Genomic DNA, 23,195 nt, shown 5'->3' on the forward strand with positions numbered 1-23,195 from the left:
GCGCGGCGACATCCTACCAGTCACCGCTTGATAGCGGTCAACCGGGCGACCAACTTACTTGGTCTCTTTGACTTCTTCGAACTCGGCATCGACAGCGTCGTCGTGCTTGGCTTCAGGCTCTGCCTGTTGCGCAGCACCTTCAGCTGGCTGGCCTTGCTCGGCATACATCTTCTGGGCAACCGGTGCGGAGACTTTGGACAGTTCCTCAATCTTGGCGTCGATAGCAGCCTTGTCGTCGCCTTTAACAGCGGCTTCCAGGGCAACCACGGCGGCTTCGATTGCAGTTTTCTCTTCAGCGGTCACTTTCTCGCCGGCATCGGCGATCATTTTACGTGTCGAGTGCACCAGTGCATCACCCTGGTTACGGGCGCCGGCCAGTTCTGCGAACTTGGCATCTGCATCAGCGTTGGCTTCAGCATCACGGATCATCTGTTGAATTTCTTCATCAGACAGACCGGAGTTGGCCTTGATGGTGATCTTCTGCTCTTTGCCGGTAGCCTTGTCTTTCGCGCCGACGTGCAGGATGCCGTTGGCGTCGATGTCGAAAGTCACTTCAATTTGCGGCACGCCACGAGGTGCTGGTGGAATCTCAGCCAGGTCGAACTTGCCCAGGGACTTGTTCTGGGCAGCTTGCTTACGCTCACCTTGAAGCACGTGAATGGTCACAGCGCCTTGATTGTCATCGGCAGTCGAGAACACCTGGGATTTCTTGGTAGGAATCGTGGTGTTTTTCTCGATCAGCGCAGTCATCACGCCACCCATGGTTTCGATACCCAGGGTCAGCGGACTCACGTCCAGCAGCAACACGTCTTTCACGTCACCAGCCAATACCGCACCCTGGATGGCAGCACCCATGGCGACCGCTTCGTCCGGGTTCACGTCTTTACGCGCTTCTTTGCCGAAGAACTCGGTAACCAGCTTCTGAACCAGCGGCATACGGGTCTGACCGCCTACCAGGATCACGTCGTTGATTGCACCAACGTCGATACCGGAGTCTTTCAGCGCAATGCGGCAAGGCTCGATGGTGCGTTGAACCAGATCTTCGACCAGCGCTTCCAACTTGGCGCGAGAAATCTTCACGTTCAAGTGCTTAGGACCGGTAGCGTCTGCAGTGATGTAAGGCAGGTTGACGTCGGTCGACTGAGCGGAAGACAGCTCGATCTTGGCTTTTTCAGCAGCTTCTTTCAGGCGCTGCATTGCCAGCGGGTCACCCTTGAGGTTCATGCCGCTTTCTTTCTTGAATTCGTCAACGAGATAGTCGATCAGACGAATGTCAAAGTCTTCACCGCCCAGGAAAGTGTCACCGTTAGTAGCCAACACTTCGAACTGGTGCTCGCCGTCAACTTCGGCAATTTCGATCACGGAAACGTCAAAGGTACCGCCACCCAGGTCATAAACGATCACAGTGTGGTCGCCTTTGGCCTTGTCCATACCGTAAGCCAGAGCGGCTGCAGTTGGCTCGTTGATGATACGTTTTACGTCCAGGCCAGCGATGCGGCCGGCGTCTTTGGTCGCCTGGCGCTGGCTGTCGTTGAAGTAGGCTGGAACGGTGATTACCGCTTCAGTCACTGCTTCGCCCAAGTAGTCTTCGGCGGTTTTCTTCATCTTTTTCAAGATTTCAGCCGAAATTTGTGGCGGCGACATTTTCTGGCCGTTCACTTCAACCCAGGCGTCACCGTTGTCAGCCTTGGCGATTTTGTACGGAACCATCTTGATGTCTTTCTGTACGACTTCTTCGTCGAACTTACGACCGATCAGGCGCTTTACCGCGTACAAAGTGTTGTGCGGGTTGGTGACAGCCTGACGCTTGGCCGACTGACCAACGAGGATTTCACCGTCGTTGGCGTAAGCAATGATCGACGGCGTGGTACGCGCGCCTTCGGCGTTCTCGATTACTTTTGCAACGCCGTTTTCCAGCACGGAGACGCAGGAGTTGGTGGTCCCCAGGTCAATACCGATAATTTTGCCCATGATTTACTCTCCCGAAACTTGAATTTGGTTGCCGCAGCAGTGGTGGCTAACTGCGGTAGCACTTAAACGCTTGACTTATAAATGGGGGCCTTGCGGCGAATTTCAAGCCTGCTCATCAATAGAAGGTGCAACAGGTGCAGGAGCCTTGCTCACCACTACCATTGCCGGACGCAGCAGGCGGCCGTTGAGCTGGTAACCCTTCTGGAACACCTTCAACACACTGTTGGGTTCCAGGTCATGGCTTTCCTGCATGGCCATTGCCTGGTGATGCTCAGCGTTGAACAGTTCACCGCCTTGCGGATCGATGGCTTCGAGCTGATAACGCTTCAGGGTGTCCTGGAACATTTTCAGGGTGAGCTCGATCCCTTCGCGCATCGGGCGGATGTTTTCGTCATCCGGGTTGGACAATTCAAGGCCACGCTCCAGGCTGTCGATGATCGGCAGCAAGTCATTGGCGAATTTTTCAAGCGCGAATTTGTGAGCTTTCTCTACATCCTGCTCGGCACGGCGGCGGACGTTCTGCAGATCGGCGGCAACACGCAAAGACTGATCCTGCGCAGCGGCCAATTGCTCTTCGAGCACTTGCACACGGGTCGCCAGTTCATCACCGACAGCCGAATTGGCGTCTGGAGTTTGCGTATCCTGCGTCTGTTCGTCAGCCATAGATTTCTCCTTTCAAAATCATGCGCGAACTCAACTCGCGCTTCTGTTCCGGTATATGGGGCCACAATTTCCAGCTTCAAGGGCGCAAGCGTTACCAAAAGTCTTTCGCCTGCTGCAGATCAATTCCCGCACCACCATTCTTCTTTGCACTAAAAAACCTCCTCGACCGAGCAAATCGAGCTAAGCATCAGGATTGTCAGCGCCAAACAAAACACTGTATAAATAACCAGACCTAAAGCCTGGGAGCGGCCGTCATGCTCGTGCACCTGTCCGTACATAACTACGCCATCGTTGAACATCTGGATCTCGAACTGGATCGCGGGATGAGCGTTATCACAGGCGAAACCGGCGCCGGCAAGTCGATCATGCTCGACGCCCTGGGCCTGACCCTGGGCGACCGCGCCGACAGTGGCGTGGTGCGTCCCGGTGCCGACAAGGCCGACATCCTGGCCACCTTCGACCTGGCGGACATCCCAGAAGCCGAAGCCTGGCTGGCCGAGCGCGACCTCAACAATGACGGCCCCTGCATTCTGCGCCGAGTCATCACCGCCGAAGGCCGCTCACGCGGCTATATCAACGGAACACCGTGCCCCCTTGGCGACCTGAAAGCCCTCGGTGAATTGCTGATCGACATCCATAGCCAGCATGAACACCAGTCCCTGCTGAAAACCGACACCCACCGCCGCCTGCTCGACGAATACGCCGGCGCCACAGACCTTGCCCGGCAGGTGCAACTGGCTGCCCAGCGCTGGCGGCAGACCCGCCAGGAGCTGGAACGCCTATCCAACTCCGGCGACGAGCAACGTGCTCGCCATCAACTGCTCAGTTATCAGCTTGAAGAACTCGAAAGCCTGGGCCTTGGCGAGACCGAGCTGGAACAACTGGAGCAGGAGCACAAAAACCTCACCAACGCCGAAACCCTGCTGGGTATCTGCCGGCAAGTGGTGGAGCAATGCAGCGAAAGTGATTCGGGCAATGTACTCAATGCACTGACCGCCAGCCTCAACCGACTGTCCAGCGTTAACAATGCTTCAGGCTCGCTGAGTGAGGCCACCACCCTATTGACCAGTGCACAAATCCAGGTCGAAGAAGCCGTCGGTGAACTCAACCGCTTCCTGGATCACTTCGATGCCGACCCGGCGCGCCTGCAGGAAATAGAAGAACGCCTCGATACCATCTATACCCTGGCGCGCAAACATCGAATCCAGCCCACCGAAGTGGCAACCATGCAGCAAAAGCTGCTGGATGAAATCGAAACCCTGAATGCGAATGACGAATCCATTGAGCGACTAGGCGAAGAACTCGGTTCTTTTGCCCGTCACTATCAGGAGAAGGCCCGCGAACTGAGCGATCTACGCCAGCAGGCCGCCAGCAGCCTGGCCCACGCCGTTGAACAGGAAATTCAGCGCCTGGGCATGCCGGGAGGACGCTTCACCATCGAGTTGCGCGCCAACTCCAATAATGAATTGCAACCTCACGGCCTGGAGCAGGTTGAACTACTGGTCAGCGCCAACCCTGGGCAACCGCTCAAGGCCCTGGCAAAAGTCGCATCCGGTGGTGAGCTGTCGCGCATCAGCCTGGCGATCCAAGTGATTACTGCGCAGACGTCGCGGGTGCCTACGCTGGTGTTCGATGAAGTAGACGTAGGCATTGGAGGCCCGACTGCGGAGATTGTTGGTCAGTTGTTGCGTCGCCTGGGAGATCGAGGCCAGGTACTGACGGTCACCCACTTGCCACAAGTGGCAGCACAGGGCCATCAACACTTATTTGTGCACAAGGTACGGGGCAATGATGCAACACACACCGCAGTATCCAAGTTGAACAAGTCGGAACGCGTGGAAGAAGTCGCCCGAATGCTCGGCGGGATCGATCTGACCAAGGAGTCTTTGGCGCACGCGAAGAAAATGGTTGTTGCCACCAAGGCTTGAGCCGAACTTTTCTTTATACAGAAAGCACGAAGGCGACCCTAGGGTCGCCTTCGATCGTTTCGCAGAGCCATTCTGCGTCGTTTTTACTTTTTCTTACGGATGTACAACACAAGGTTATGGTCGACCAAGTCGAAGCCATGCTCCTCAGCAATCTTATGCTGAAGCGCTTCGATTTCCGGGCTGGTGAACTCGATAACCTCATTGGTATCCAGGTCGACCATGTGATCGTGATGACCACCGTCAGCCAATTCGAACACTGCATGACCGCCGTCGAAATTATGACGAACCACCAGCCCTGCGGCTTCAAACTGGGTCAGTACACGGTAAACCGTGGCCAGGCCGACGTCCTCGTTAGACTCCATCAGCGCCTTGTAAACATCCTCGGCACTCATGTGACGCTGCTCAGCAGAATCGAGCATTTGTAGAATCTTGACTCGTGGCAGAGTCACTTTAAGACCGGCTTTGCGTAGTTCGCTATTTTCAACCATGGTTAGCTTTCTCGCGGATGCTGCTTCGCAGCTTCTCTTAATACGGGTATGATCGGCGTTTACGTTGTCCCAGCCAAGATAGTGGAAGTCGCCCACCGATGCAAAACACCAAGCTCTTGCTAACCAGTTTCACCTTTGTGGGACTGCTCGCACTCGCCGGTTGTTCATTCCCCGGGGTTTACAAAATCGACATCCAGCAGGGCAATGTCGTCACGCAGGACATGATAGACCAGTTACGTCCGGGAATGACCCGACGGCAAGTACGGTTTATTATGGGTAACCCCCTGCTGACTGACACTTTCCATGCCGATCGCTGGGATTATCTCTACAGCCTGCAGCCTGGCGGCGGTGAACGCCAACAGGAACGCGTCAGCGTCATTTTTAATGGCAATGACCAGCTTGTCAGCCTGTCCGGTGACTTCATGCCCGGCGTAAGCCGCGATGAAGCCCTGCTCGGCAAAGACAACGGCACCAACGTGACTGCGCCTGCGCAGGAGAGCGAGAAGCCGAAGTCCGAAGTACCGGCCAAGCCAGGCTCGCTGCTCGACAAGATCCAGAAAGACGTCGATGGTGTGGAAACCGTTCCGGTCCCGACGCCTCAGCCGCTGGACACCAGCCCGCAGTAACAGTGCGGCGCCTGCAAAAAAGCCCGGCATGCCGGGCTTTTTGTTGCCTGATGTTTAACAAGCTTATGAATTCTACTGCCTGGTCATCGCCGCCTTGGCCGCCCGCAATCTACGCACTTCTTTAGGATCAACCAGCAAGGGGCGATAGATCTCAATACGATCACCTGGCTGCACAACGCGCGCTTCAGCATCCGCGACAACTTTACCGAATACCCCCAAAGGGCAATCAGCCAGATCCAGATCAGGAAACAGCATTGTAATTGCGGACGCCTGCACCGCCGCTCGCAGACTTGTGCCGGACGCCACCGTCAACGCCAGCAAAACCTGGCGATCTGCAGCGGCATACACCACCTCAATCTCAACCATGCAGTTGCTTGGCCCGCTGACAGAACGCATCTACCAGTGTGTTGGCCGCCTGGTTGAACAAGGGCCCCAATGTAGCCCGCACAAGCGGGCCAGCGTAATCAAACGACAAATCGAGGCTGATCTTGCAGGCCTTGTCGGTCAGCGCCTTGAATACCCAGACACCGTGCAACTGGGTAAAAGGCCCCTCCTGCAGATTCATTTCAATGGACTTGCCCGGCACCAGCACATTACGCGTGACAAAGTGCTGGCCCAGCCCACCTTTCGCCACCCCGACGCTGGCAACCATGTGTTCATCAGTGCTTTCCAGCACCTCAGCCTTAGAACACCAAGGCAAGAATTCCGGGTAACGCGCCACGTCGTTGACCAGGTCATAGAGCGCCTGAGCCGGATAGGGCAGCAGGGCCGAACGTTGAATATGCGTCGTCATGTGTGCGTTATTTCCACAGCTGAGCGGCAAACATCGCGAAAGAACAGCCCGATCCGCGAGAGAAAAAAACCAAAGAACTGCCCGCATTGTCCGGGATTCGACCAACACGCTCAAGCACGCAGGTTGACCGTAGCCGACACGCTCGCAACTCCCTATAATGCCGCCCCTATGGCTAAACAAAAGAAACACCCCACAGGGACCATCGCGCAAAATAAAAAGGCGCGACACGATTACTTCATCGAACATCGGTTCGAGGCTGGTCTGGTCCTGGCCGGCTGGGAAGTAAAGAGTCTGCGCGCCAGCAAGTTGCAACTGGTCGACAGCTACGTATTGCTCAAAGATGGCGAGGCATGGCTGCTGGGCAGTCATATCACCCCGCTGACTACCGCGAGCACCCACGTAATTGCCGACCCGGTGCGCACACGCAAACTATTGCTCAATGCGCGCGAACTGGAAAAGCTCGCCGCCGCCGTACAGCAGAAAGGCTACGCCTGTATCTGCCTGTCCTGGTACTGGAGCAAGCACCTGGTCAAGTGCGAGATCGCACTGGGCAAGGGCAAGAAGGAATACGACAAGCGTGATACCGAGCGCGAACGCGACTCCAATCGCGAACTGCATCGCGCCGTGCGCAACAAAGGCAAGGAAGAGTAGTCCTTGCAGTGATGTAGCCTCGGAACAAGTCCGTCGGCTACATCCCTTTTCGCCGCTCCGCACGCGCCACGCGCTGAACCTCCTGACGCACCTCCGCCAATACCTCCTGCACGTACTCCAGATGTCGCGTCGAGACGTCTCGCGCCTGCTCGGCCCGCCCCTCAATAATTGCCTGGTACAACTCCCGATGCTGACTGATCAGCATGTCTCGGGTCTCTGTACGCTGCTGATACATACCACCAATGTTGGTCACCACGTTACGCTTGAGCAGGTCGAACAAGCCGCGAATGGTGTGCAGCAACACTGCGTTATGACTGGCCTCCGCAATGGCCAGGTGGAACCTCGCATCCGCTGCCCCCTCCTCCACTCGGCTCACTTCATCAACGCGGGTATAGCAATCCTGCAAGGCTTCGAATGCAGCGGTCAGCCGCTCACGGTCGACCTCGGTTGCACGCAACGCGGCGTAATAAGCACAGGACGCTTCGAGGGTCTGGCGAAATTCCAGCAGATCACGCTGCGCCTCGGGATTGTTTTCCAACAGGTGCAACAGCGGATCACTGAACGTCGAACCCAGTGACTCGGCAACATAATTGCCTCCGCCCTGGCGACTCACCAACAACCCCTTGGCGGCCAGTTTCTGAATGGCCTCACGCAGCGACGGACGCGACACGCCAAACTGCTCAGCCAAAGCGCGCTCAGCCGGCAAACGCTCACCCGACTTCAGCGTGCCCTCAAGGATCATCCCCTCAAGCTGCTCGACAATATCGTCAGACAAACGGCGCTGACGCACCTGATCAAACCCCATAACTCACTCTCCACCATCCCGACCACTCGCCGGGCCCTCTATTCTGGCCTATCACCGCCCTTCCAGCACCTATCAGAACAGCCTCGATTCATCCGATCAGATGGTCTCGCCCTCCAACCTACGACCAAAGTTTCGTGAGCGGCAAATTGACACATCCCCCTGAAGGCTTTTAACCTAGCCTCCAGCGATTGTAAATTGGTAATACCAATTATCCAAGTCGACTTAGATGTGCCTGACCAACAACAATTAGGGGCCACCCCATATGCAAACCTGGCAACAGCTTTACAGCCCGCTCGGCAGCCTCGGCCTGTCCGCATTGGCCGCCGTTATTCCCATCGTATTTTTCTTCCTGGCCCTGGCCGTGTTTCGCCTCAAAGGCCACGTGGCCGGCAGCATTACCCTTGCACTTTCGATACTGGTAGCGATCTTTGCCTTCCAGATGCCAGTGGACATGGCGCTGGCCGCAGCCGGCTACGGCTTTGCCTACGGCCTTTGGCCTATTGCCTGGATCATCGTTGCAGCGGTGTTTCTGTACAAACTCACAGTCAAGAGCGGCCAGTTCGAGATCATCCGCAGCTCGGTGCTGTCGATCACTGACGACCAACGTCTTCAGGTATTGCTGATCGGCTTCTGCTTTGGCGCGTTCCTGGAAGGCGCTGCCGGTTTCGGCGCTCCCGTAGCAATTACCGCTGCGTTGCTGGTAGGCCTGGGCTTCAACCCGCTGTACGCCGCCGGCTTGTGCCTGATTGCCAACACCGCGCCGGTCGCCTTTGGCGCCCTGGGCATTCCGATCATCGTTGCCGGGCAGGTGACTGGAATCGATGCCTTCAAGATCGGCGCCATGACCGGCCGCCAGTTGCCGCTGCTGTCACTGTTCGTGCCGTTCTGGCTGGTGTTCATGATGGATGGCCTGCGCGGCGTTCGTGAAACCTGGCCGGCTGCGCTGGTCGCGGGGTTGAGCTTCGCCATCACCCAATACTTCACGTCCAACTTCATCGGCCCGGAACTGCCGGACATCACCTCGGCCCTGGCCAGCCTGATTTCCCTGACCCTGTTCCTGAAAGTCTGGCAACCCAAGCGCACCGCCGGCGCGCAGATAGCTGGCGCCACCTCCGGCGTAGCCATTACCGCCAGTGCCGGCGGCTTCGGATTGCCACGCAGCACCGTCGCCTCGCCTTACAGCCTGGGTCAGATATTCAAGGCCTGGTCGCCGTTCCTGATCCTCACGGTACTGGTCACTATCTGGACGCTCAAGCCGTTCAAGGCGATGTTCGCCGCTGGCGGCTCGATGTACAGCTGGGTATTCAACTTCGCGATCCCGCACCTGGATCAACTGGTGGTCAAGGTCGCCCCCATCGTGACCAACCCGACTGCCATTCCAGCGGTATTCAAGCTGGACCCGATTTCAGCGACCGGCACCGCGATTTTCTTTTCCGCACTGATCTCGATGCTGGTGCTGAAAATAAACATCAAGATTGGTCTTACCACTTTAAAAGAAACGTTCTACGAACTGCGCTGGCCGATCCTGTCTATCGGCATGGTGCTGGCATTCGCCTTTGTCACCAACTACTCCGGTATGTCGTCGACCATGGCGCTGGTGTTGGCCGGCACCGGTGCAGCCTTCCCGTTCTTCTCGCCGTTCCTCGGCTGGCTGGGGGTTTTCCTGACAGGTTCCGACACGTCGTCCAATGCCCTGTTCAGCTCATTGCAAGCCACTACGGCGCACCAGATCGGCGTCAATGACACGCTGCTGGTAGCCGCCAACACCAGCGGTGGCGTCACCGGCAAGATGATCTCGCCGCAATCGATCGCAGTGGCCTGCGCCGCTACCGGCCTGGTGGGCAAGGAGTCCGACCTGTTCCGCTTTACCCTTAAGCACAGCCTGTTCTTCGCCACGATCGTAGGGCTGATCACACTGGCTCAGGCCTACTGGTTTACCGGCATGCTGGTGCACTAAGACCTACACGTAATAGGGTAAGAACCGACGCCGGATGACGATTCCGGCGTCAGCCATTTCTGGAGGATCAATGAGCCTGCCTGCTGCTTTCCTTGCTGACGTCGCACAACTGATCCCAAAAGATCGGCGTTTCGACGACCCGCTTTCCACCCTCGCATTCGGCACCGACGCCAGTTTTTACCGATTGATCCCACAACTGGTGATCCGCGTGGAGTCGGAAGACGAGGTGGTAGCACTCCTGCAACTGGCCCAGCGCGAGCGCGTACCGGTGACCTTCCGCGCGGCCGGCACCAGCTTGTCCGGGCAAGCGATAAGCGATTCGGTACTGATCGTACTGGGGGACAATTGGAACGGCCGCGAGATTCGCGGGCAAGGCACTCAGATTCGCCTGCAACCCGGCGTGATCGGCGCCCAGGCCAACGCCTGGCTAGCGCCGTTCGGGCGCAAGATCGGCCCGGACCCGGCGTCGATCAATGCCTGCAAGATCGGCGGAATCGTCGCCAACAATGCCAGCGGCATGTGCTGCGGCACCGCACAAAATACCTATCACACCTTGGCCGGGATTCGTCTCGTGCTGGCCGACGGCAGTTGCCTGGACACCGAAGATGCGGCCAGCGTCAGGGCTTTTCGTGAGCATCACAGTGCGCTGCTTGAACGCTTGGCGACACTAGGTCGCGAGACACGCGCAAATGTCGAACTCGCCGCAAAAATTCGCCACAAATACCGTCTGAAAAACACCACTGGGCTGTCACTCAATGCCTTGGTGGACTTCGATGAACCCCTGGATATCCTCAGCCATCTGCTGGTCGGTTCCGAGGGCACGCTGGGTTTTATCAGCGCAGTGACCTACGACACCGTGATCGATCATCCGAACAAAGCGTCGGCCTTGATTGTGTTCCCGGATGTCGAGACGTGCTGCAACGCGGTAACCGTGCTGAAAACCCAGCCGGTCTCAGCCGTAGAGTTGCTGGATCGACGCAGCATGCGCTCGGTGCAGAGCAAACCGGGCATGCCCGCCTTCGTACAGCACCTGTCGGAAAATGCCTGTGCGCTGCTCATCGAGTCCCGCGGGGCATCGCCCTCTTTACTGCACGAGCAACTGGCGCTGATCATGGCCTCCCTGGCCGCTTTCCCCGTAGAGAAACAAGTCGACTTCACTGAAGACCCTGTAGAAAACGCCCGCCTGTGGGCAATCCGCAAGGACACGTTTCCCGCCGTCGGCGCTGTGCGCAAAACCGGCACTACGGTGATCATCGAAGACGTGACGTTTCCTGTCGAACAACTGGCCACTGGCGTGAACCGCCTGATCGAACTGTTCGACAAACACCACTACGACGAAGCCATCCTTTTCGGACACGCCCTGGAAGGCAATCTGCACTTTGTATTCACCCAAGGCTTCAACAGCGCGGAAGAAGTCACACGCTATCAAGCGTTCATGGATGACGTCGCGCAACTGGTGGCCGTGGAGTTCGGCGGCTCACTAAAAGCCGAACACGGTACCGGCCGCAATATGGCGCCATTCGTCGAGTTGGAATGGGGCAGCGATGCATACCAGCTGATGTGGCAGCTCAAGCGTCTGCTCGACCCCAACGGCATTCTCAACCCGGACGTGGTGCTCAGCAACGACCCGCAGATCCACCTCAAGCATCTCAAGCCACTGCCTGCGGCCGACGAGCTTGTGGATAAATGCATCGAGTGTGGCTTTTGCGAGCCGGTGTGCCCTTCTAAAGGCCTGACGTTGAGCCCGCGCCAGCGCATCGTGATCTGGCGCGACATACAGGCGAAAAAACGCACCGGCGTCGACACCACCGAACTGGAAGCCGCCTACCACTATCAAGGCATCGACACCTGCGCCGCCACTGGGTTATGTGCCCAGCGCTGCCCCGTGGGAATCAATACCGGCGAGCTGGTGAAAAAGCTTCGCAGCCGTGACGCCGACCGTACGAAAACCGCCGAATGGCTCGCCACCCATTTCGCCACGGCATTGCAAGGTGCGCGCTTTACCCTGCATGTCGCCAATGGTGCACGCATGCTGCTCGGCGCACCTCGCCTGGCGAAGCTGTCTGCCTGCGTGACCAAACTGTCCAAGGGGCAAATTCCACAGTGGAGCAACGCCATGCCACAGCCGGAAAAGGCCATTCGGTTCAGCCCAACTGTGACGGATGAGCGGCCTAGGGTGGTCTACCTGGCCGCCTGCGTCTCACGTGCAATGGGCCCGGCGGCCGGTGATAAAGAGCAAATGTCGCTGTACGACAAAACCCGTGGCCTGCTGGAAAAAGCTGGTTACCAGGTCGTCTTTCCCGACAATCAGGACAGCCTGTGCTGTGGCCAGCCCTTCGCCTCCAAAGGCTACGCCGAACAGGCAGAGCACAAGCGCCAGGAGTTGATCGGCGCCATGCTCCACGCCAGCCGTGGTGGCCTTGACCCGATCTATTGCGACACCAGCCCATGCACCCTGCGCCTGGTGCAGGACCTGGGCGAAACCCGCCTGGACCTCTACGACCCCGTACGTTTTATCCGCACGCACCTGATGGACCGCCTGGATTTCCTGCCCCAGGAAGCACCGATCGCCGTACACGTGACCTGCAGCACCCAACACCTGGGAGAAAGCCAGGCGCTGATCGACCTTGCCCGCCGCTGCGCCAAAACGGTGGTGATCCCGGAAGGCATCCACTGCTGCGGGTTTGCCGGCGACAAGGGCTTTACCACGCCAGAACTCAATGCCCACTCACTGCGATCCCTCAAGGAAGCCGTGCAACATTGCAGTGAAGGCATCTCCACCAGCCGAACCTGCGAAATCGGCTTGAGCCAGCATGGGGGCATTGATTATCACGGGCTGGTGTACCTCGTAGACCGCGTCACCCAGGCCCGCGCCCACTAATCCTGAAAAAAAACAGAACCCCTGCGCGCCAATGCAGTCACTTGAATAGGCCTCAACGAACGAGGCCAATCAGTGATGTCGCTGGCAGCCCTTCAACGCCAGCAGCGTCGAGCCCTTTGCGCAAGGAGATACCCTATGAAGCGTTCCGCTCTTGCTGGCTTGTTCATTACCGCTGCGATGCTGGCGTCCCCGGCCTTCGCGGCCGGCAGTGACAAAGACTTGTGCCAGATCAACCTGGATAAACTCAACAACGCCAAAGCGACGCTCGCCACCGACACCACCGGCAAAAGTGGCGAAATCGACACGATCGTCTCCCAGGCCATGGCATTTCACGCGTCTGGCGATGATAAGCAGTGCATCGAAGTCACCAACAAAGCCCTGCAAGACCTGCAAAACAGCAACAAAGGCGGCAAGTAAGCAATAGGGCCAACCTTCGGGTTGGCCTTCGGTGACCGTTTGGCGTACACTGCACAGGCTTGTCACTCACTAAGAAACAACGAGTTACAAGCACGGGGCCGTTTAGGATTCGACGCCGGTCGCGAAACTTTAGGTGCATGCCGAGTTGGTAACAGAACTCGTAAATCCACTGTTGCAACTACTTATAGTTGCCAATGACGAAAACTACGGCCAGGAATTCGCTATCGCTGCGTAAGCAGCCTTAGACCTGAGCTTCTGGTACCTTCGGGTCCAGCAATCACCAGGGGATGTCTGTAAACCCAAAGTGATTGTCATATAGAACAGAATCGCCGTGCAGTACGTTGTGGACGAAGCGGCTAAAACTTACACAACTCGCCCAAAGCACCCTGCCCTTCGGGTCGCTGAGGGTTAACTTAATAGAAACGGCTACGCATGTAGTACCGACAGCGGAGTACTGGCGGACGGGGGTTCAAATCCCCCCGGCTCCACCACTTCAACGAAAAAAGACGTCCACGGACGTCTTTTTTTGTGCCTGAAATCCAGTGAACTCAACAGCTTCAGCGCCCCTGGCTTGCGTAAACGAATGTTGAGCCTCTGTCGTTTTAGTATTGCTGCTCCGATCACCTCACGCTGCTGCACTGCGTTTAATTGCAGCGATCACCGCTACTATCGCATTGGCATCCGCATCGCCAAACGCACCGTCTAATCCCTCGTGATGCAGGGCGGTAAACGGCGGTTCGTAGAGTTGAGCGGCCTCCATCACACCCTGTCGGGTGAGACGCTCGATAATCATTTCAACAAAACGAATTTGCTGGCTGCTATAGCGGTTTACGTCGAGGAACTGACCGAAAGCCTCTTTTGCAGCATTGCGGTCCAAGCCTACCAACGAGCGGATCAGCAGCGACAGCGGCTGGTCGGAGCCATAACATTGCTCGAACTGTTCTCGGCTCTTTACCGGCTCCGACTCGTAGACAAAATGCTCCAGCTCGCGAAGGTCAATCGGCGTCAATGGTCGATTGAATTTGAGCTTGGCGATGGCTACGTGGTTCTCGTTGGCACGGATATAGGCTTCGACCTTCTTCTTGTACTGTTCAAGGTTGATGCCAGTGTTGAAGTCCTTCAAATTGACGACCTGTGCTTCGCCAATTTCATCGCTCAGCACGCTGTACACCGGGTTACTTGGGCGGCGCTCGATAAACTTGATTAACTCACGCATTCTGCGCCGCAATTGCTCAAGCATCGGCAAGCGGATGTCTTGCCAGTATTCGTCTGTCTGCACGTCTTGAAGTAACGCCAACTCAGCATGTACGGCTGGAATACTGTCCATTACCTCTAGCTGGCTGGCCAACTCAACCACCTTGTCGCGATAGGTTACGAAGTCGCTGGTTGAGCGCAGTAACGCCAACTGCAAATTCAGGCATAGCAGGTCGAACAATTTAGCAGTGATGTGCTCAGGATCACGCTCACTCGGCAGACCTGCGACGTGACTGCGCAGATCACCCAGCGCAGCCTCATCCAGAGCATTCCAAACCTCACGCTCGGCAAAGCGGGTCACGTATTCCAGTTCAGTACGCACGATGAAGTTGTCTGTGTTCATCGCTGCTACTTCGTTGTGCAACTCGTTGGTCAACCCTGTGCGCAGCTCGCCGTAGACATCGTACTGACCTCGGGTCTCCGCCAGGTTGCCAGGCCCGTCAACGTCGTTGGGAGCTAATAAAGACAGCAGATCCAGCCGCGCCTTGAACAATCGCTTGCCCAAAGGCTCAGCCATGCCGCCTAGCGCGCCCTTAGAGTTTTCGTTGAAGTATTCAAAGTTCGCGCAAAAATCGAAGATGGCGAACTCTCGCTTATGTACGCCCGGGGCAAACAAGTCCGGACACAGACGCGTACCACGGCCAATCATCTGCAGAAACTTCACTTTTGAGCGCACAGCCTTGAAGAACACCAGGTTCAACACCTGTGGCACATCAATGCCCGTATCGAGCATATCCACCGAAATGGCGATCTGCGGCAACTTATTAAGTTTGCTGCTGAAATCATCGATCAGGGTCTGGGCATAACTCACAGAGTGGGTGATAACTCGCGCAAATTCGCCATTAAAATGCGGGTAATGATGGTTGAAGCGCCGGGCAATGAACTCGGCGTGTTTCTGGTTCACTGCGAAAATAATAGTCTTGCCAAGCTTATCGCCGCCCTCAACCGTGAGACCGTTCTGCATCAAGTGTCTGAGCATCAAGTCAACGGTTGGCTCGTTAAACAGCTGCTTGTTGACCTCAGAAGCTAGCACCTCCGTAGGTGCATCACCCTCGGCACTGTAATCCCCCCAATCCAGCGACTCCCAATGCTCTTTCTCATCATCACTGAGCTGGTCATAACGGATGCCTTCGCGAACGAATTTGATCGGCACCGAATACGCCGTGGGGGGTACCAGATAACCGTCATCCACCGCCTCACTCAGACCATACGCATCGGTCGGTACGCCAGTTTCGAGGCCAAACAGGTGATAGGTATCGCGATCCACTTCGTCGCGCGGGGTGGCGGTCAGACCCACCAGATAACTGTCGAAGTAACGAAAGATCGCGCCGTACTTCTGGTACACGCTGCGATGTGCCTCGTCGATTACGATCAGGTCGAAGTGGCCAACGCCGTACTTGCGCCGGTCACCCTCCATCTGCTCGATCAACCCCATCATGGTTGGATAGGTACACAGATACACACGGCCCTGGCCATTCTTGTCAGTGACCAGGTTGACCGGGCTGGAGTCCGGCAAAAACTCCTTGAAAGCATTTGTGGCTTGTTTGACCAGGGCTACCCGGTCAGCCAGAAACAGCACGCGCTTAACCCAGTTACCCCGCATCAACAACTCGATCAGGGCAATCGACATCCGCGTCTTGCCAGTACCGGTGGCCATGGTCAGCAAGCCCGCGCGGCGACCCTGACTCAGTGACTCGCTCATCGCTCGAATCGCACGGTGCTGGTATGCCCGCTCGACAATTTCGCTATTGATCGGCAGATCACGTAAGTCGGTTTGCAGGCTGCGCCGCTGAATCGCCAGCTCGAGTTCATCGCGAGTGTAAAAGCCCTGTACTTCGCGTGGCGGTGCACGACGGTCGTCCCAGAGCCAGGTGTGGTTACCGTTGCTATAGAAAATCAACGGCCGCTGACCCTTTTCGGCCTCGAGGCAATCGGCGTACAACTTGGCCTGCTGCTGACCCACGTCCGGGTCTTTCAGGCTGCGCTTGGCCTCCACCACGGCCAAGGGTTTGCCATTGGCGCCCCACAGTACGTAATCAACATACCCTTCACCCAACCCATTGGGCATGCCGCTGACTGGCACTTCGGCGTCAGCGTTCTTACCCAATTCCCAACCGGCTTCGCGCAACAGCACATCGATAAACAGACGACGGGTGTCGGCTTCGTCGTAATCATGGGTGTCCGGCACGGCGATATTGGCCGCTTTGGCCTGGGCCAACGCCGCACGGGTTGTAACCAGTTCGGCATCCAGACGCGCCAGCAGTGCTTCGCGCTCACTCAGGCTTGCGGCCTGCTCAGCAATCGCCGCCTCGCGAGCTTCAAGGGTGCCGTGCTGGGCGGCGATCTGTTCCTGGAACTTGGCTTCCTGTTTTTTCAGTTCCGCACGGGTAAACGCCACCGCCTCGCTCATGCTGACAAGCTGAGGCACACGTTTTTCGTCAAACACCGCGTCGATACTTTTTGGATCACTGGCGCGGGTATAGGTGCGTGCCAGCCAGAACAACACATGAAACAGCTCGCGCACCAGCTTCATCGCATCGCTGTAGCCAATCGGTTGATTGGAGTGCACCGCCTGATTGCCAAGCTTCTGAATCAAGCGGGTCTTCTGATGAATTTGCGGCGGTAGCAGGCGTACAAACTCCACCTGAGTCAGCAGCAGATTAAGGCCGTTGTCATAGGGCATGCGCAGGTCGCGGTCATGCTTGTACAGCCAATGCACCGCCTGCTCCAAAGCATGCCGGGTGCGCATGCAACAGGCGCGCGGATCGGGGTAAACCAGTTGCTCCGCGCCTTTGGCCGGTTCAAACAACGCTTCAAATTCGGAGATGAGAAATTCAAAGTTGCTCATATCAGCCGACTGCCCTTTGTGAGTCCATTTCGTCCAGGTGCTGACGCACGCTGCCTATTGAATCCTGAATTCTGCGGGTAAAGCTGGAAGGCTCGCGGTAGGTCATTACCAGCCGATCAATCGCGCGCGTCATAGCCACATACAGTAAACGCGCCTCGTCGGCCTCGTCCTCGCCCTTTTTCGGCATGTCACCCAGACCAGGAATCAGCACCAAACCAAACTCCAGGCCTTTGCTCGAATGCATGCTGACGATCTTGACTGCATCCTCACTGCCATACAGAGCACTGCGCCCCTTGGACGACTGGCCCGAGGCAAAGCTGATGCCTGCCTCACTCAACGCCCGCTCGATACGTTGCGCCTGGGAAGTGCTGCGGTAGATCACCGCCATATCATCCAACACTCGGCCCCGACCTTGCTCATCACGGATGCGCTCGACGATACAGTTGTATTCCTGCCAATCAGAATTACACCGCAGCAGCTCGGGGAACGCGCCCCGTCGGCCTGCGCTTTGAGGCGCGACAATGGGGACTCCGTCCTCGGCAGCATCGCGCGCGGTCAGCAACTCAACGGCAAAAGCCCGCGCCACTGACAATACCTCCACGGTGTTGCGGTAATTCAAACGCAAGATGGTAGTACGTCCCTGGGCCTGAATACCGACGCTGGCGAAACTGAAATCCATACCCTTTTTATTGCCCTTGCCGCGATAGATCGACTGCGCATCGTCATACAGCACCAGTAAGGAATTGCTCTCGGGGTCGATCATCTGCACCACCAGCTTGAACCACTCCGGCTGGAAGTCGTGCCCCTCGTCGATCAGCACAGCTGCATATTGAGCTCGTGGGATTTGCCCACGGTCGACACCGTCGATGGTGCTCTCAACCATCTGCGCCATCTTCACGTCGATCGACAAGTGCTGCGCAGGACGATCAACGTTAAAAGCAGTGAGCATGTCCGAGCACCAGGCATGAAAATTACGCACCTTGACCTTCTCACTCAAGCCGCGCTCGATCAGTACCTGTTGCAAACGGCCCGCCAGGGATTTGTTGTAGCAGAGCACCAGAACCGGCTTGCTCGACACCTGTGCCAGGTGCGCACAGCGATAGCCGAGAATCATGGTCTTGCCGGAGCCTGCCGCGCCGTGAATCACCCGATGCCCCTCGCCCAGCGAGCGCGCCAGTTGCTCCTGCTGCAAGTCCATGACTTTGATCAGCGTGGGAAGGGGCGCGTGCTGTTCTGCGAACAAACCGAACTGCCCTGGCAACGTGTTCACCCGCACTTCGGGGTAGAGGTGATAACGCACACGGTCGATCTGCGGCAGGCTCATCTGGCAGGGGAAGATATGCTGGAACATATTCCACAGGCTTTGCTGGAAGGCTTCGGCGTCCACTGTCTCGGTTATTTCGTCTTGAAACAGCACCTGTTGCGGGTTCAGCACCTGGGCCAGGTTAGTCCCCATAAACTGCTTGCGAGTAATCGCCGTCATTACCACACCCCAGCCGAAGGGCATGATCAGGTTGCCTGCGTACGGCGAACCGGCGGGCTGTTTCAACGCCGGGTCCCGCTGCAACATCATCACCACTTCCATGGCATACGCCCGAGCCTGCAGCATGGGGTTTTTCACGGTTTTGAGCAGGCCGTCGGCATAAATTCGCGCCTGGTTGTGATCCATGTTCTGGATGGTTTCCAGCTTCCAGTCCTTTACCTCCAGCACCAGCAGCCCGCGCAAGGGATGCAGCAGCACGAAGTCCGGCTGCAGGGCTTTTGGCCCCACCGGGACGTTGAACCAGCAGAGGTAGTCGTCTTCGAGCTTCTTCTCCAGGCGTTCGGCCAGGCGGCGCTCGCCTGGGGTGTCGAAGCGGCAGGTGGTGCGGGAGGGGAAGAATTGAGCCATGTGGGGTTGCCTGTTCCTTGGCGTGATGGAAGATCGTGCGAGACCTAGAGCGTTCCCGCAAAAGCATTTTGTTGGAGCCCAGCAAATAGCTCATCGAACCGATTTTCTTGAGCTTGTGTTTGTTCAATCTGGCGCCCTAACGCCCTCTTTATTGAAACAAAATGCCGTTGCTTTTCTAGAGAGGGTAAAACAACAGGGAGTTCTTTTATGATCCCCATATTAAGGCCCGCCATGATTGCCCCTTTTGCTCGACTCTCAAGATAGTTCCTGGCAATCGGATGCAGGAGGAAGTAAGAGTGCAAAAACTCCGGCTCGCAACGCGTGCGGTCTAGCGAAATACAGCAAAGGTGCTTTGTATTAATCGCAGTTGGCATGTCGTCAGGAACAACAGCACATCGCCCACAAGTCCCCATGATCGTGATCAGTACGTCGCCTGGATTAACCCGATAACGAGAGAGCTGCGAGTATTTTTCTGTCGTAATGAATCTGGGCTTTGCCCATGCAAACGCATTAGTGACAGCGTTATCTATACCGAGAACGGCGATGCCGTGTTCAACAAACTCGCTGTGCAGTAATTGACTGCCAAAGGGACCGGTCCGAATAGCACCCGCAGAAGGTGCAAGCTCAGCTACTGATGTGGTCGCCACCGTAGCGTCGCCAAACATCTCCAGAAACACGGATTTCAGCAGTTGATCGAGCTTGGCGATGGTCTCGCGGCGCTTGGCGCGCAGCGCGTCGGCCTTGTCCAAAATTGCCGCGATACGACGCTGTTCAGAAAGTGGTGGGAGCGAAATTTCGATTTCACGCAGTGATTTAACAGATAAATGTTTAACCGTCACGAAAGGAGTCCGATCTTCAATTTCCTTTAGCGCCAGTGGAAGAACGCGCAGGAGGTAGCTCTGGTCCAGCCGCTCATCTGTTGCTTTGATTTTGCAGACACGTTGATTTAGGAGCGCCGGCCCACCGCGCCAACATGCAAGATTGAACTGACCATCCATGCCTATTAACGCATCGCCGTTTTTGATCAGAAACTCCGATTTGTAGTCTCCAGAGTAATAAGTGTCTGAAGCACCTTCGACGACATCTCGAATCCTGATTAATGGAAGCCCCTCGCCAGAATTATTGAATTGCTCAGATTTGAAGGCGAATCCACTTAATATCTCAGTCAACTCGCCAACGGGCGCAGTGAGAAGAGTCATTGCAGCATCCCCTCCAACTCACCCATCCCCCGCATAATCTCCGCCTCCAGCGCCTTTAATTCGGCCAGAATTTTCTGCGGTGCTTCATGCTGCACTTCCTCGTACACCACTTCCTTGTAGCGGTTGATCGACAGGTCATAGTCGTTGCCAACAATCTCAGCCTTCGGCACAAAAAAGCTCTGCGCAGTGCGGTCAAGACCAGCGCTGGTATTGCGCTTATGCCAACGATCGATGATGTCGGGAAGGTTGTTACTTTCGTGCTTACTCGCGTCCAACTCATTACGCTTGTCATCCAACGAGAAGCCATCCGCCTGCATGTTGTAGAACCAAACGTGGTCGGTGCCGCCAGAGTTGGTCTTGGTAAACAACAAAATCGCAGTAGACACCCCGGCATATGGCCGAAACACACCCGACGGCATCGAAACAATCCCGTCCAGCTTATGCTCCTCCACCAGCATCTGACGCAGTGTTTTATGGGCCTTGCTGGAACCGAACAGCACCCCGTCCGGAACGATCACCGCCGCTCGCCCACCCGCCTTCATCAGGCGCAGAAACAGGGCCAGAAACAACAACTCGGTCTTTTTGGTTTTAACGATCTGCTGCAAATCCTTGGCGCACGCCTCGTAATCCAGGCTCCCGGCAAACGGTGGGTTGGCCAGGATCAAACTGAACTGCCCTTCGACACCAGCATGCCCTTCACTGAGCGAATCACGGTTTTCAATCGCCGGGTTTTCCACGCCGTGCAGCAGCATGTTCATCGACCCGACGCGCAGCATGGTGCTGTCGAAGTCGAAGCCGTGGAAGGTGTCGTGGTTGAAGCGCTTGGCGCTGGCCGCGTCCTGGTACAACTCGTGGCTGTGGTGAGTATTGAGATACTCGGCAGCCGTCACCAGAAAACCAGCGGTGCCGCAGGCCGGATCACAGATGGTGTCCGACGGTTTGGGCGCCATCATTTCGACCATCAATTTGATGATGTGCCGAGGCGTGCGGAACTGGCCGTTCTGCCCAGCACTGGCGATTTTGCCGAGCATGTATTCGTAGAGGTCACCCTTAGTGTCGCGGTCTTCCATAGGGATGGCGTCGAGCATGTCCACCACCTTGACCAGCAACGCCGGGTTGGGGATGGTGAAGCGCGCATCCTTCATGTGCGCGGCGTAGGTGGACTCACCGTCTTCGCCGCCCAAGGACTTGATGAATGGGAAAACCTTGTCAGCAATCAGTGTGTACAAGCTGGCCGGATCACCCAGCGCCTTGAACGCCGCCCAGCGCAAATCCGCCTGTTTCGGGGTGAAAATCGGATTTTCAATCGGCTGGCCGGTGCGCGCGGCTTTACGCTCTTTAACTGTCTGCAACTCGTCGAGACGTTTGATAAACAGCAGGTAAGTCATCTGTTCGATGACTTCCATGGGATTGGAAATGCCGCCGCTCCAGAACGCGTTCCAGATCTGGTCAACTTGGGATTTGATAGCGCCTGTGATCACTGCTGATTACTACCTGAATAATGAGTTTAATGCCCGCTAAAACGGCACTGCGGGCAATAGGCCAAGCCGAGAGGACTCCGGCGTGACAAGATGCACGCAGTGTAACGATTAGCGGGTGAGGCTGTCAGTTACAACCGCCCGAGCGCCGGACTGCCATGTTTTTCACACAGCCTGCAAGGACGGTTTCAGGTACCAGCCTGTTACTTGAACGACAGCTTCTTCTTCAACTCTTCACTGATCAAACCGATGTTGAGTTCCTTGCCCGGGTTGTTATTGCAGAAGTCCGTCAACACCGAGATGTAAGCCGCGCCCAACCCTTTGGTCAACGTAGCTGCGGTTGTCGCGGCGATGGTGCCGCCGACCGCACTACCGACGCCTGGAATCATTTTCAGCAGACCGGTCACCACCGCGCGCCCCAGCAGGCTTGCTGCGCTCGAACCCAGCGCCGAGGCCACCAAGGTGGTCAAGGCACTGGTGCTGACTTCCATACCAAAGGTCACACCAATTTTGGCCAACATCCCGACCTGAATCGGTACCAACACGAACGAGTCAGAAAACGGAATCGGTGTAGCGCCCGCCGCGGCCGCCAAGCCGGAGGCAATCAATACTTCCTTCTCAGCCTGCTCGACTTTGATTTTCATGGAAGATTGATGCCGCGAGCTCAATGCATTCGCGAATGCACGCTTTTTTGCTTCGGGAATCAACTTCGCTGATTCAAAAATCAGCTCATCAATGCCTTTGACGCCCAACGTATAAACTTGGCCGTCGTCGACTTCGATCTGCTGCGCCTCGGCGCGCACCCGCACAACGGCATGAGCACCGGGCAAAAGTTCTTTGACCTTGAGGTGAAAGTTGATGTCCTTGGAAAACATGCTTTTAGTGACCACCGCCACTACCGGAATGCCTTGATCAATCAACACACGACAGAGGTCAACTTCCGCCTGTTCAATGCGATCACCGCCTTCCTGAATACAAATCCATGCCGCATGGATGTGCTTGTTCTCATCGTGATGGGCAGCGCGCGTCTCAAGGAAACTTTCCAGGTCCTTGAGAATGGTCGCGTAGTCCTTCAGCTCCAGACCTTTGCTGTCGATGATCGTGATCGGGTGGCCTTCCTTCGAGATCTCTTCGATCTGCTGCGTCACCGGAGTACCGGAGCCGGTCTTTGCCAACTGCCCACGGAACACTGTGTTGATCAGGGTACTTTTGCCAACACCTGTCTTGCCGGCGACGACGATATTGACCTTGCCGGAACCCCGTACCGCATCACGAATGACGTCATCAATAGCGTCCTGCTGCCGATCAGCTACTTCCACCATTACAGCCTCCATAATTATTCAAA

General features: G+C 56.6%; 16 protein-coding genes, 1 other RNA gene and 1 pseudogene. 7 read left to right on the forward strand and 11 right to left on the reverse strand.

Annotation, left to right across the window (positions count from 1 at the left end):
* Positions 1-54: 54 nt before the first annotated feature.
* Together dnaK and grpE are read right to left on the reverse strand one after the other, a co-directional pair.
* Positions 55-1,971, reverse strand: a complete 1,917-nt coding sequence (gene dnaK, locus DNK50_RS27505; RefSeq protein WP_099584783.1) for a molecular chaperone DnaK — start codon at positions 1,969-1,971, stop codon at positions 55-57.
* 102 nt (positions 1,972-2,073) lie between these two features.
* Positions 2,074-2,634, reverse strand: a complete 561-nt coding sequence (gene grpE, locus DNK50_RS27510) for a nucleotide exchange factor GrpE (protein ID WP_112196767.1) — start codon at positions 2,632-2,634, stop codon at positions 2,074-2,076.
* Between the two features lie 254 nt (positions 2,635-2,888).
* Between grpE and recN the strand changes: the two genes are divergently transcribed.
* Positions 2,889-4,562 carry a DNA repair protein RecN gene (gene recN, locus DNK50_RS27515; RefSeq protein WP_112196768.1) on the forward strand — a complete coding sequence of 558 codons (1,674 nt, stop codon included), beginning with the start codon at positions 2,889-2,891 and terminating at the stop codon, positions 4,560-4,562.
* Positions 4,563-4,645: 83 nt separating this feature from the next.
* On the opposite strand, the gene fur is transcribed toward recN, so the two are convergent.
* Entirely contained in the window at positions 4,646-5,050 is a 405-nt protein-coding gene (gene fur, locus DNK50_RS27520; RefSeq protein ID WP_003194220.1) for a ferric iron uptake transcriptional regulator, read from the reverse strand.
* Positions 5,051-5,148: 98 nt separating this feature from the next.
* On the opposite strand from fur, the gene DNK50_RS27525 reads away from it, so the two are divergent.
* Complete coding sequence (locus DNK50_RS27525) at positions 5,149-5,676, forward strand: outer membrane protein assembly factor BamE (protein WP_017528805.1); 528 nt, start codon at positions 5,149-5,151, stop codon at positions 5,674-5,676.
* A gap of 72 nt (positions 5,677-5,748) precedes the next feature.
* Here the strand turns inward: DNK50_RS27525 and DNK50_RS27530 are convergent, their stop codons facing one another.
* Positions 5,749-6,042 (reverse strand): RnfH family protein, encoded by a 294-nt coding sequence (locus tag DNK50_RS27530; RefSeq protein WP_112196769.1) that lies wholly within the window; start codon positions 6,040-6,042, stop codon positions 5,749-5,751.
* Complete coding sequence (locus DNK50_RS27535; protein ID WP_112196770.1) at positions 6,035-6,469, reverse strand: type II toxin-antitoxin system RatA family toxin; 435 nt, start codon at positions 6,467-6,469, stop codon at positions 6,035-6,037. Before DNK50_RS27535 ends, DNK50_RS27530 begins: the two co-directional genes overlap by 8 nt.
* A gap of 168 nt (positions 6,470-6,637) precedes the next feature.
* Between DNK50_RS27535 and smpB the strand changes: the two genes are divergently transcribed.
* Positions 6,638-7,120 (forward strand): SsrA-binding protein SmpB, encoded by a 483-nt coding sequence (gene smpB, locus DNK50_RS27540; RefSeq protein ID WP_003176160.1) that lies wholly within the window; start codon positions 6,638-6,640, stop codon positions 7,118-7,120.
* A 37-nt stretch (positions 7,121-7,157) separates the two neighbouring features.
* Here smpB and DNK50_RS27545 read toward each other — a convergent pair whose 3' ends face one another.
* Complete coding sequence (locus DNK50_RS27545) at positions 7,158-7,925, reverse strand: FCD domain-containing protein (RefSeq protein ID WP_099584779.1); 768 nt, start codon at positions 7,923-7,925, stop codon at positions 7,158-7,160.
* 262 nt (positions 7,926-8,187) lie between these two features.
* Between DNK50_RS27545 and DNK50_RS27550 the strand changes: the two genes are divergently transcribed.
* The 4 genes from DNK50_RS27550 (at position 8,188) to ssrA (ending at position 13,671) form a co-directional block, all read left to right on the forward strand.
* The gene (locus DNK50_RS27550; RefSeq protein ID WP_099584778.1) at positions 8,188-9,882 is read left to right on the forward strand and encodes a lactate permease LctP family transporter; all 1,695 of its coding nucleotides are present in this window, start codon (positions 8,188-8,190) and stop codon (positions 9,880-9,882) included.
* A gap of 70 nt (positions 9,883-9,952) precedes the next feature.
* Complete coding sequence (locus tag DNK50_RS27555; RefSeq protein ID WP_112196771.1) at positions 9,953-12,763, forward strand: FAD-binding and (Fe-S)-binding domain-containing protein; 2,811 nt, start codon at positions 9,953-9,955, stop codon at positions 12,761-12,763.
* A gap of 135 nt (positions 12,764-12,898) precedes the next feature.
* Positions 12,899-13,180 carry a hypothetical protein gene (locus tag DNK50_RS27560; protein ID WP_112196772.1) on the forward strand — a complete coding sequence of 94 codons (282 nt, stop codon included), beginning with the start codon at positions 12,899-12,901 and terminating at the stop codon, positions 13,178-13,180.
* A gap of 94 nt (positions 13,181-13,274) precedes the next feature.
* Positions 13,275-13,671, forward strand: a transfer-messenger RNA (tmRNA) gene (gene ssrA / locus DNK50_RS27565).
* 134 nt (positions 13,672-13,805) lie between these two features.
* Here ssrA and DNK50_RS27570 read toward each other — a convergent pair.
* From DNK50_RS27570 to DNK50_RS27590, 5 genes and pseudogenes are all read right to left on the reverse strand, one after another.
* The gene (locus DNK50_RS27570; RefSeq protein WP_112196773.1) at positions 13,806-17,282 is read right to left on the reverse strand and encodes a DEAD/DEAH box helicase family protein; all 3,477 of its coding nucleotides are present in this window, start codon (positions 17,280-17,282) and stop codon (positions 13,806-13,808) included.
* A gap of 154 nt (positions 17,283-17,436) precedes the next feature.
* Positions 17,437-19,173, reverse strand: a pseudogene (locus DNK50_RS27575) (DEAD/DEAH box helicase); the annotation flags it as partial.
* Positions 19,174-19,217: 44 nt separating this feature from the next.
* Positions 19,218-20,372 carry a restriction endonuclease subunit S gene (locus tag DNK50_RS27580; RefSeq protein ID WP_112196775.1) on the reverse strand — a complete coding sequence of 385 codons (1,155 nt, stop codon included), beginning with the start codon at positions 20,370-20,372 and terminating at the stop codon, positions 19,218-19,220.
* Entirely contained in the window at positions 20,369-21,853 is a 1,485-nt protein-coding gene (locus DNK50_RS27585; RefSeq protein WP_112196776.1) for a class I SAM-dependent DNA methyltransferase, read from the reverse strand. The genes DNK50_RS27580 and DNK50_RS27585 overlap by 4 nt, the downstream gene beginning before the upstream one ends.
* Positions 21,854-22,053: 200 nt before the next feature.
* Positions 22,054-23,172 (reverse strand): GTPase, encoded by a 1,119-nt coding sequence (locus DNK50_RS27590; protein WP_112196777.1) that lies wholly within the window; start codon positions 23,170-23,172, stop codon positions 22,054-22,056.
* Positions 23,173-23,195: the final 23 nt, after the last annotated feature.

The sequence above is a fragment of the Pseudomonas sp. LG1E9 genome (assembly GCF_003290225.1).
In the GTDB taxonomy this organism is placed as follows: Bacteria; Pseudomonadota; Gammaproteobacteria; order Pseudomonadales; family Pseudomonadaceae; genus Aquipseudomonas; species Aquipseudomonas cyclaminis.

What these genes read in the sequence shown, in the direction of transcription:
- DNK50_RS27545 (WP_099584779.1), bottom strand. Translation starts at nt 7,925, where the DNA reads ATGGGGTTTGATCAGGTGCGTCAGCGCCGTTTGTCTGACGATATTGTC.
- DNK50_RS27535 (WP_112196770.1), bottom strand. Translation starts at nt 6,469, where the DNA reads ATGACGACGCATATTCAACGTTCGGCCCTGCTGCCCTATCCGGCTCAG.
- DNK50_RS27570 (WP_112196773.1), bottom strand. Translation starts at nt 17,282, where the DNA reads ATGAGCAACTTTGAATTTCTCATCTCCGAATTTGAAGCGTTGTTTGAA.
- smpB (WP_003176160.1), top strand. Translation starts at nt 6,638, where the DNA reads ATGGCTAAACAAAAGAAACACCCCACAGGGACCATCGCGCAAAATAAA.
- DNK50_RS27550 (WP_099584778.1), top strand. Translation starts at nt 8,188, where the DNA reads ATGCAAACCTGGCAACAGCTTTACAGCCCGCTCGGCAGCCTCGGCCTG.
- DNK50_RS27530 (WP_112196769.1), bottom strand. Translation starts at nt 6,042, where the DNA reads ATGGTTGAGATTGAGGTGGTGTATGCCGCTGCAGATCGCCAGGTTTTG.
- DNK50_RS27560 (WP_112196772.1), top strand. Translation starts at nt 12,899, where the DNA reads ATGAAGCGTTCCGCTCTTGCTGGCTTGTTCATTACCGCTGCGATGCTG.
- DNK50_RS27590 (WP_112196777.1), bottom strand. Translation starts at nt 23,172, where the DNA reads ATGGTGGAAGTAGCTGATCGGCAGCAGGACGCTATTGATGACGTCATT.
- DNK50_RS27555 (WP_112196771.1), top strand. Translation starts at nt 9,953, where the DNA reads ATGAGCCTGCCTGCTGCTTTCCTTGCTGACGTCGCACAACTGATCCCA.
- recN (WP_112196768.1), top strand. Translation starts at nt 2,889, where the DNA reads ATGCTCGTGCACCTGTCCGTACATAACTACGCCATCGTTGAACATCTG.
- DNK50_RS27525 (WP_017528805.1), top strand. Translation starts at nt 5,149, where the DNA reads ATGCAAAACACCAAGCTCTTGCTAACCAGTTTCACCTTTGTGGGACTG.
- grpE (WP_112196767.1), bottom strand. Translation starts at nt 2,634, where the DNA reads ATGGCTGACGAACAGACGCAGGATACGCAAACTCCAGACGCCAATTCG.
- dnaK (WP_099584783.1), bottom strand. Translation starts at nt 1,971, where the DNA reads ATGGGCAAAATTATCGGTATTGACCTGGGGACCACCAACTCCTGCGTC.
- fur (WP_003194220.1), bottom strand. Translation starts at nt 5,050, where the DNA reads ATGGTTGAAAATAGCGAACTACGCAAAGCCGGTCTTAAAGTGACTCTG.
- DNK50_RS27580 (WP_112196775.1), bottom strand. Translation starts at nt 20,372, where the DNA reads ATGACTCTTCTCACTGCGCCCGTTGGCGAGTTGACTGAGATATTAAGT.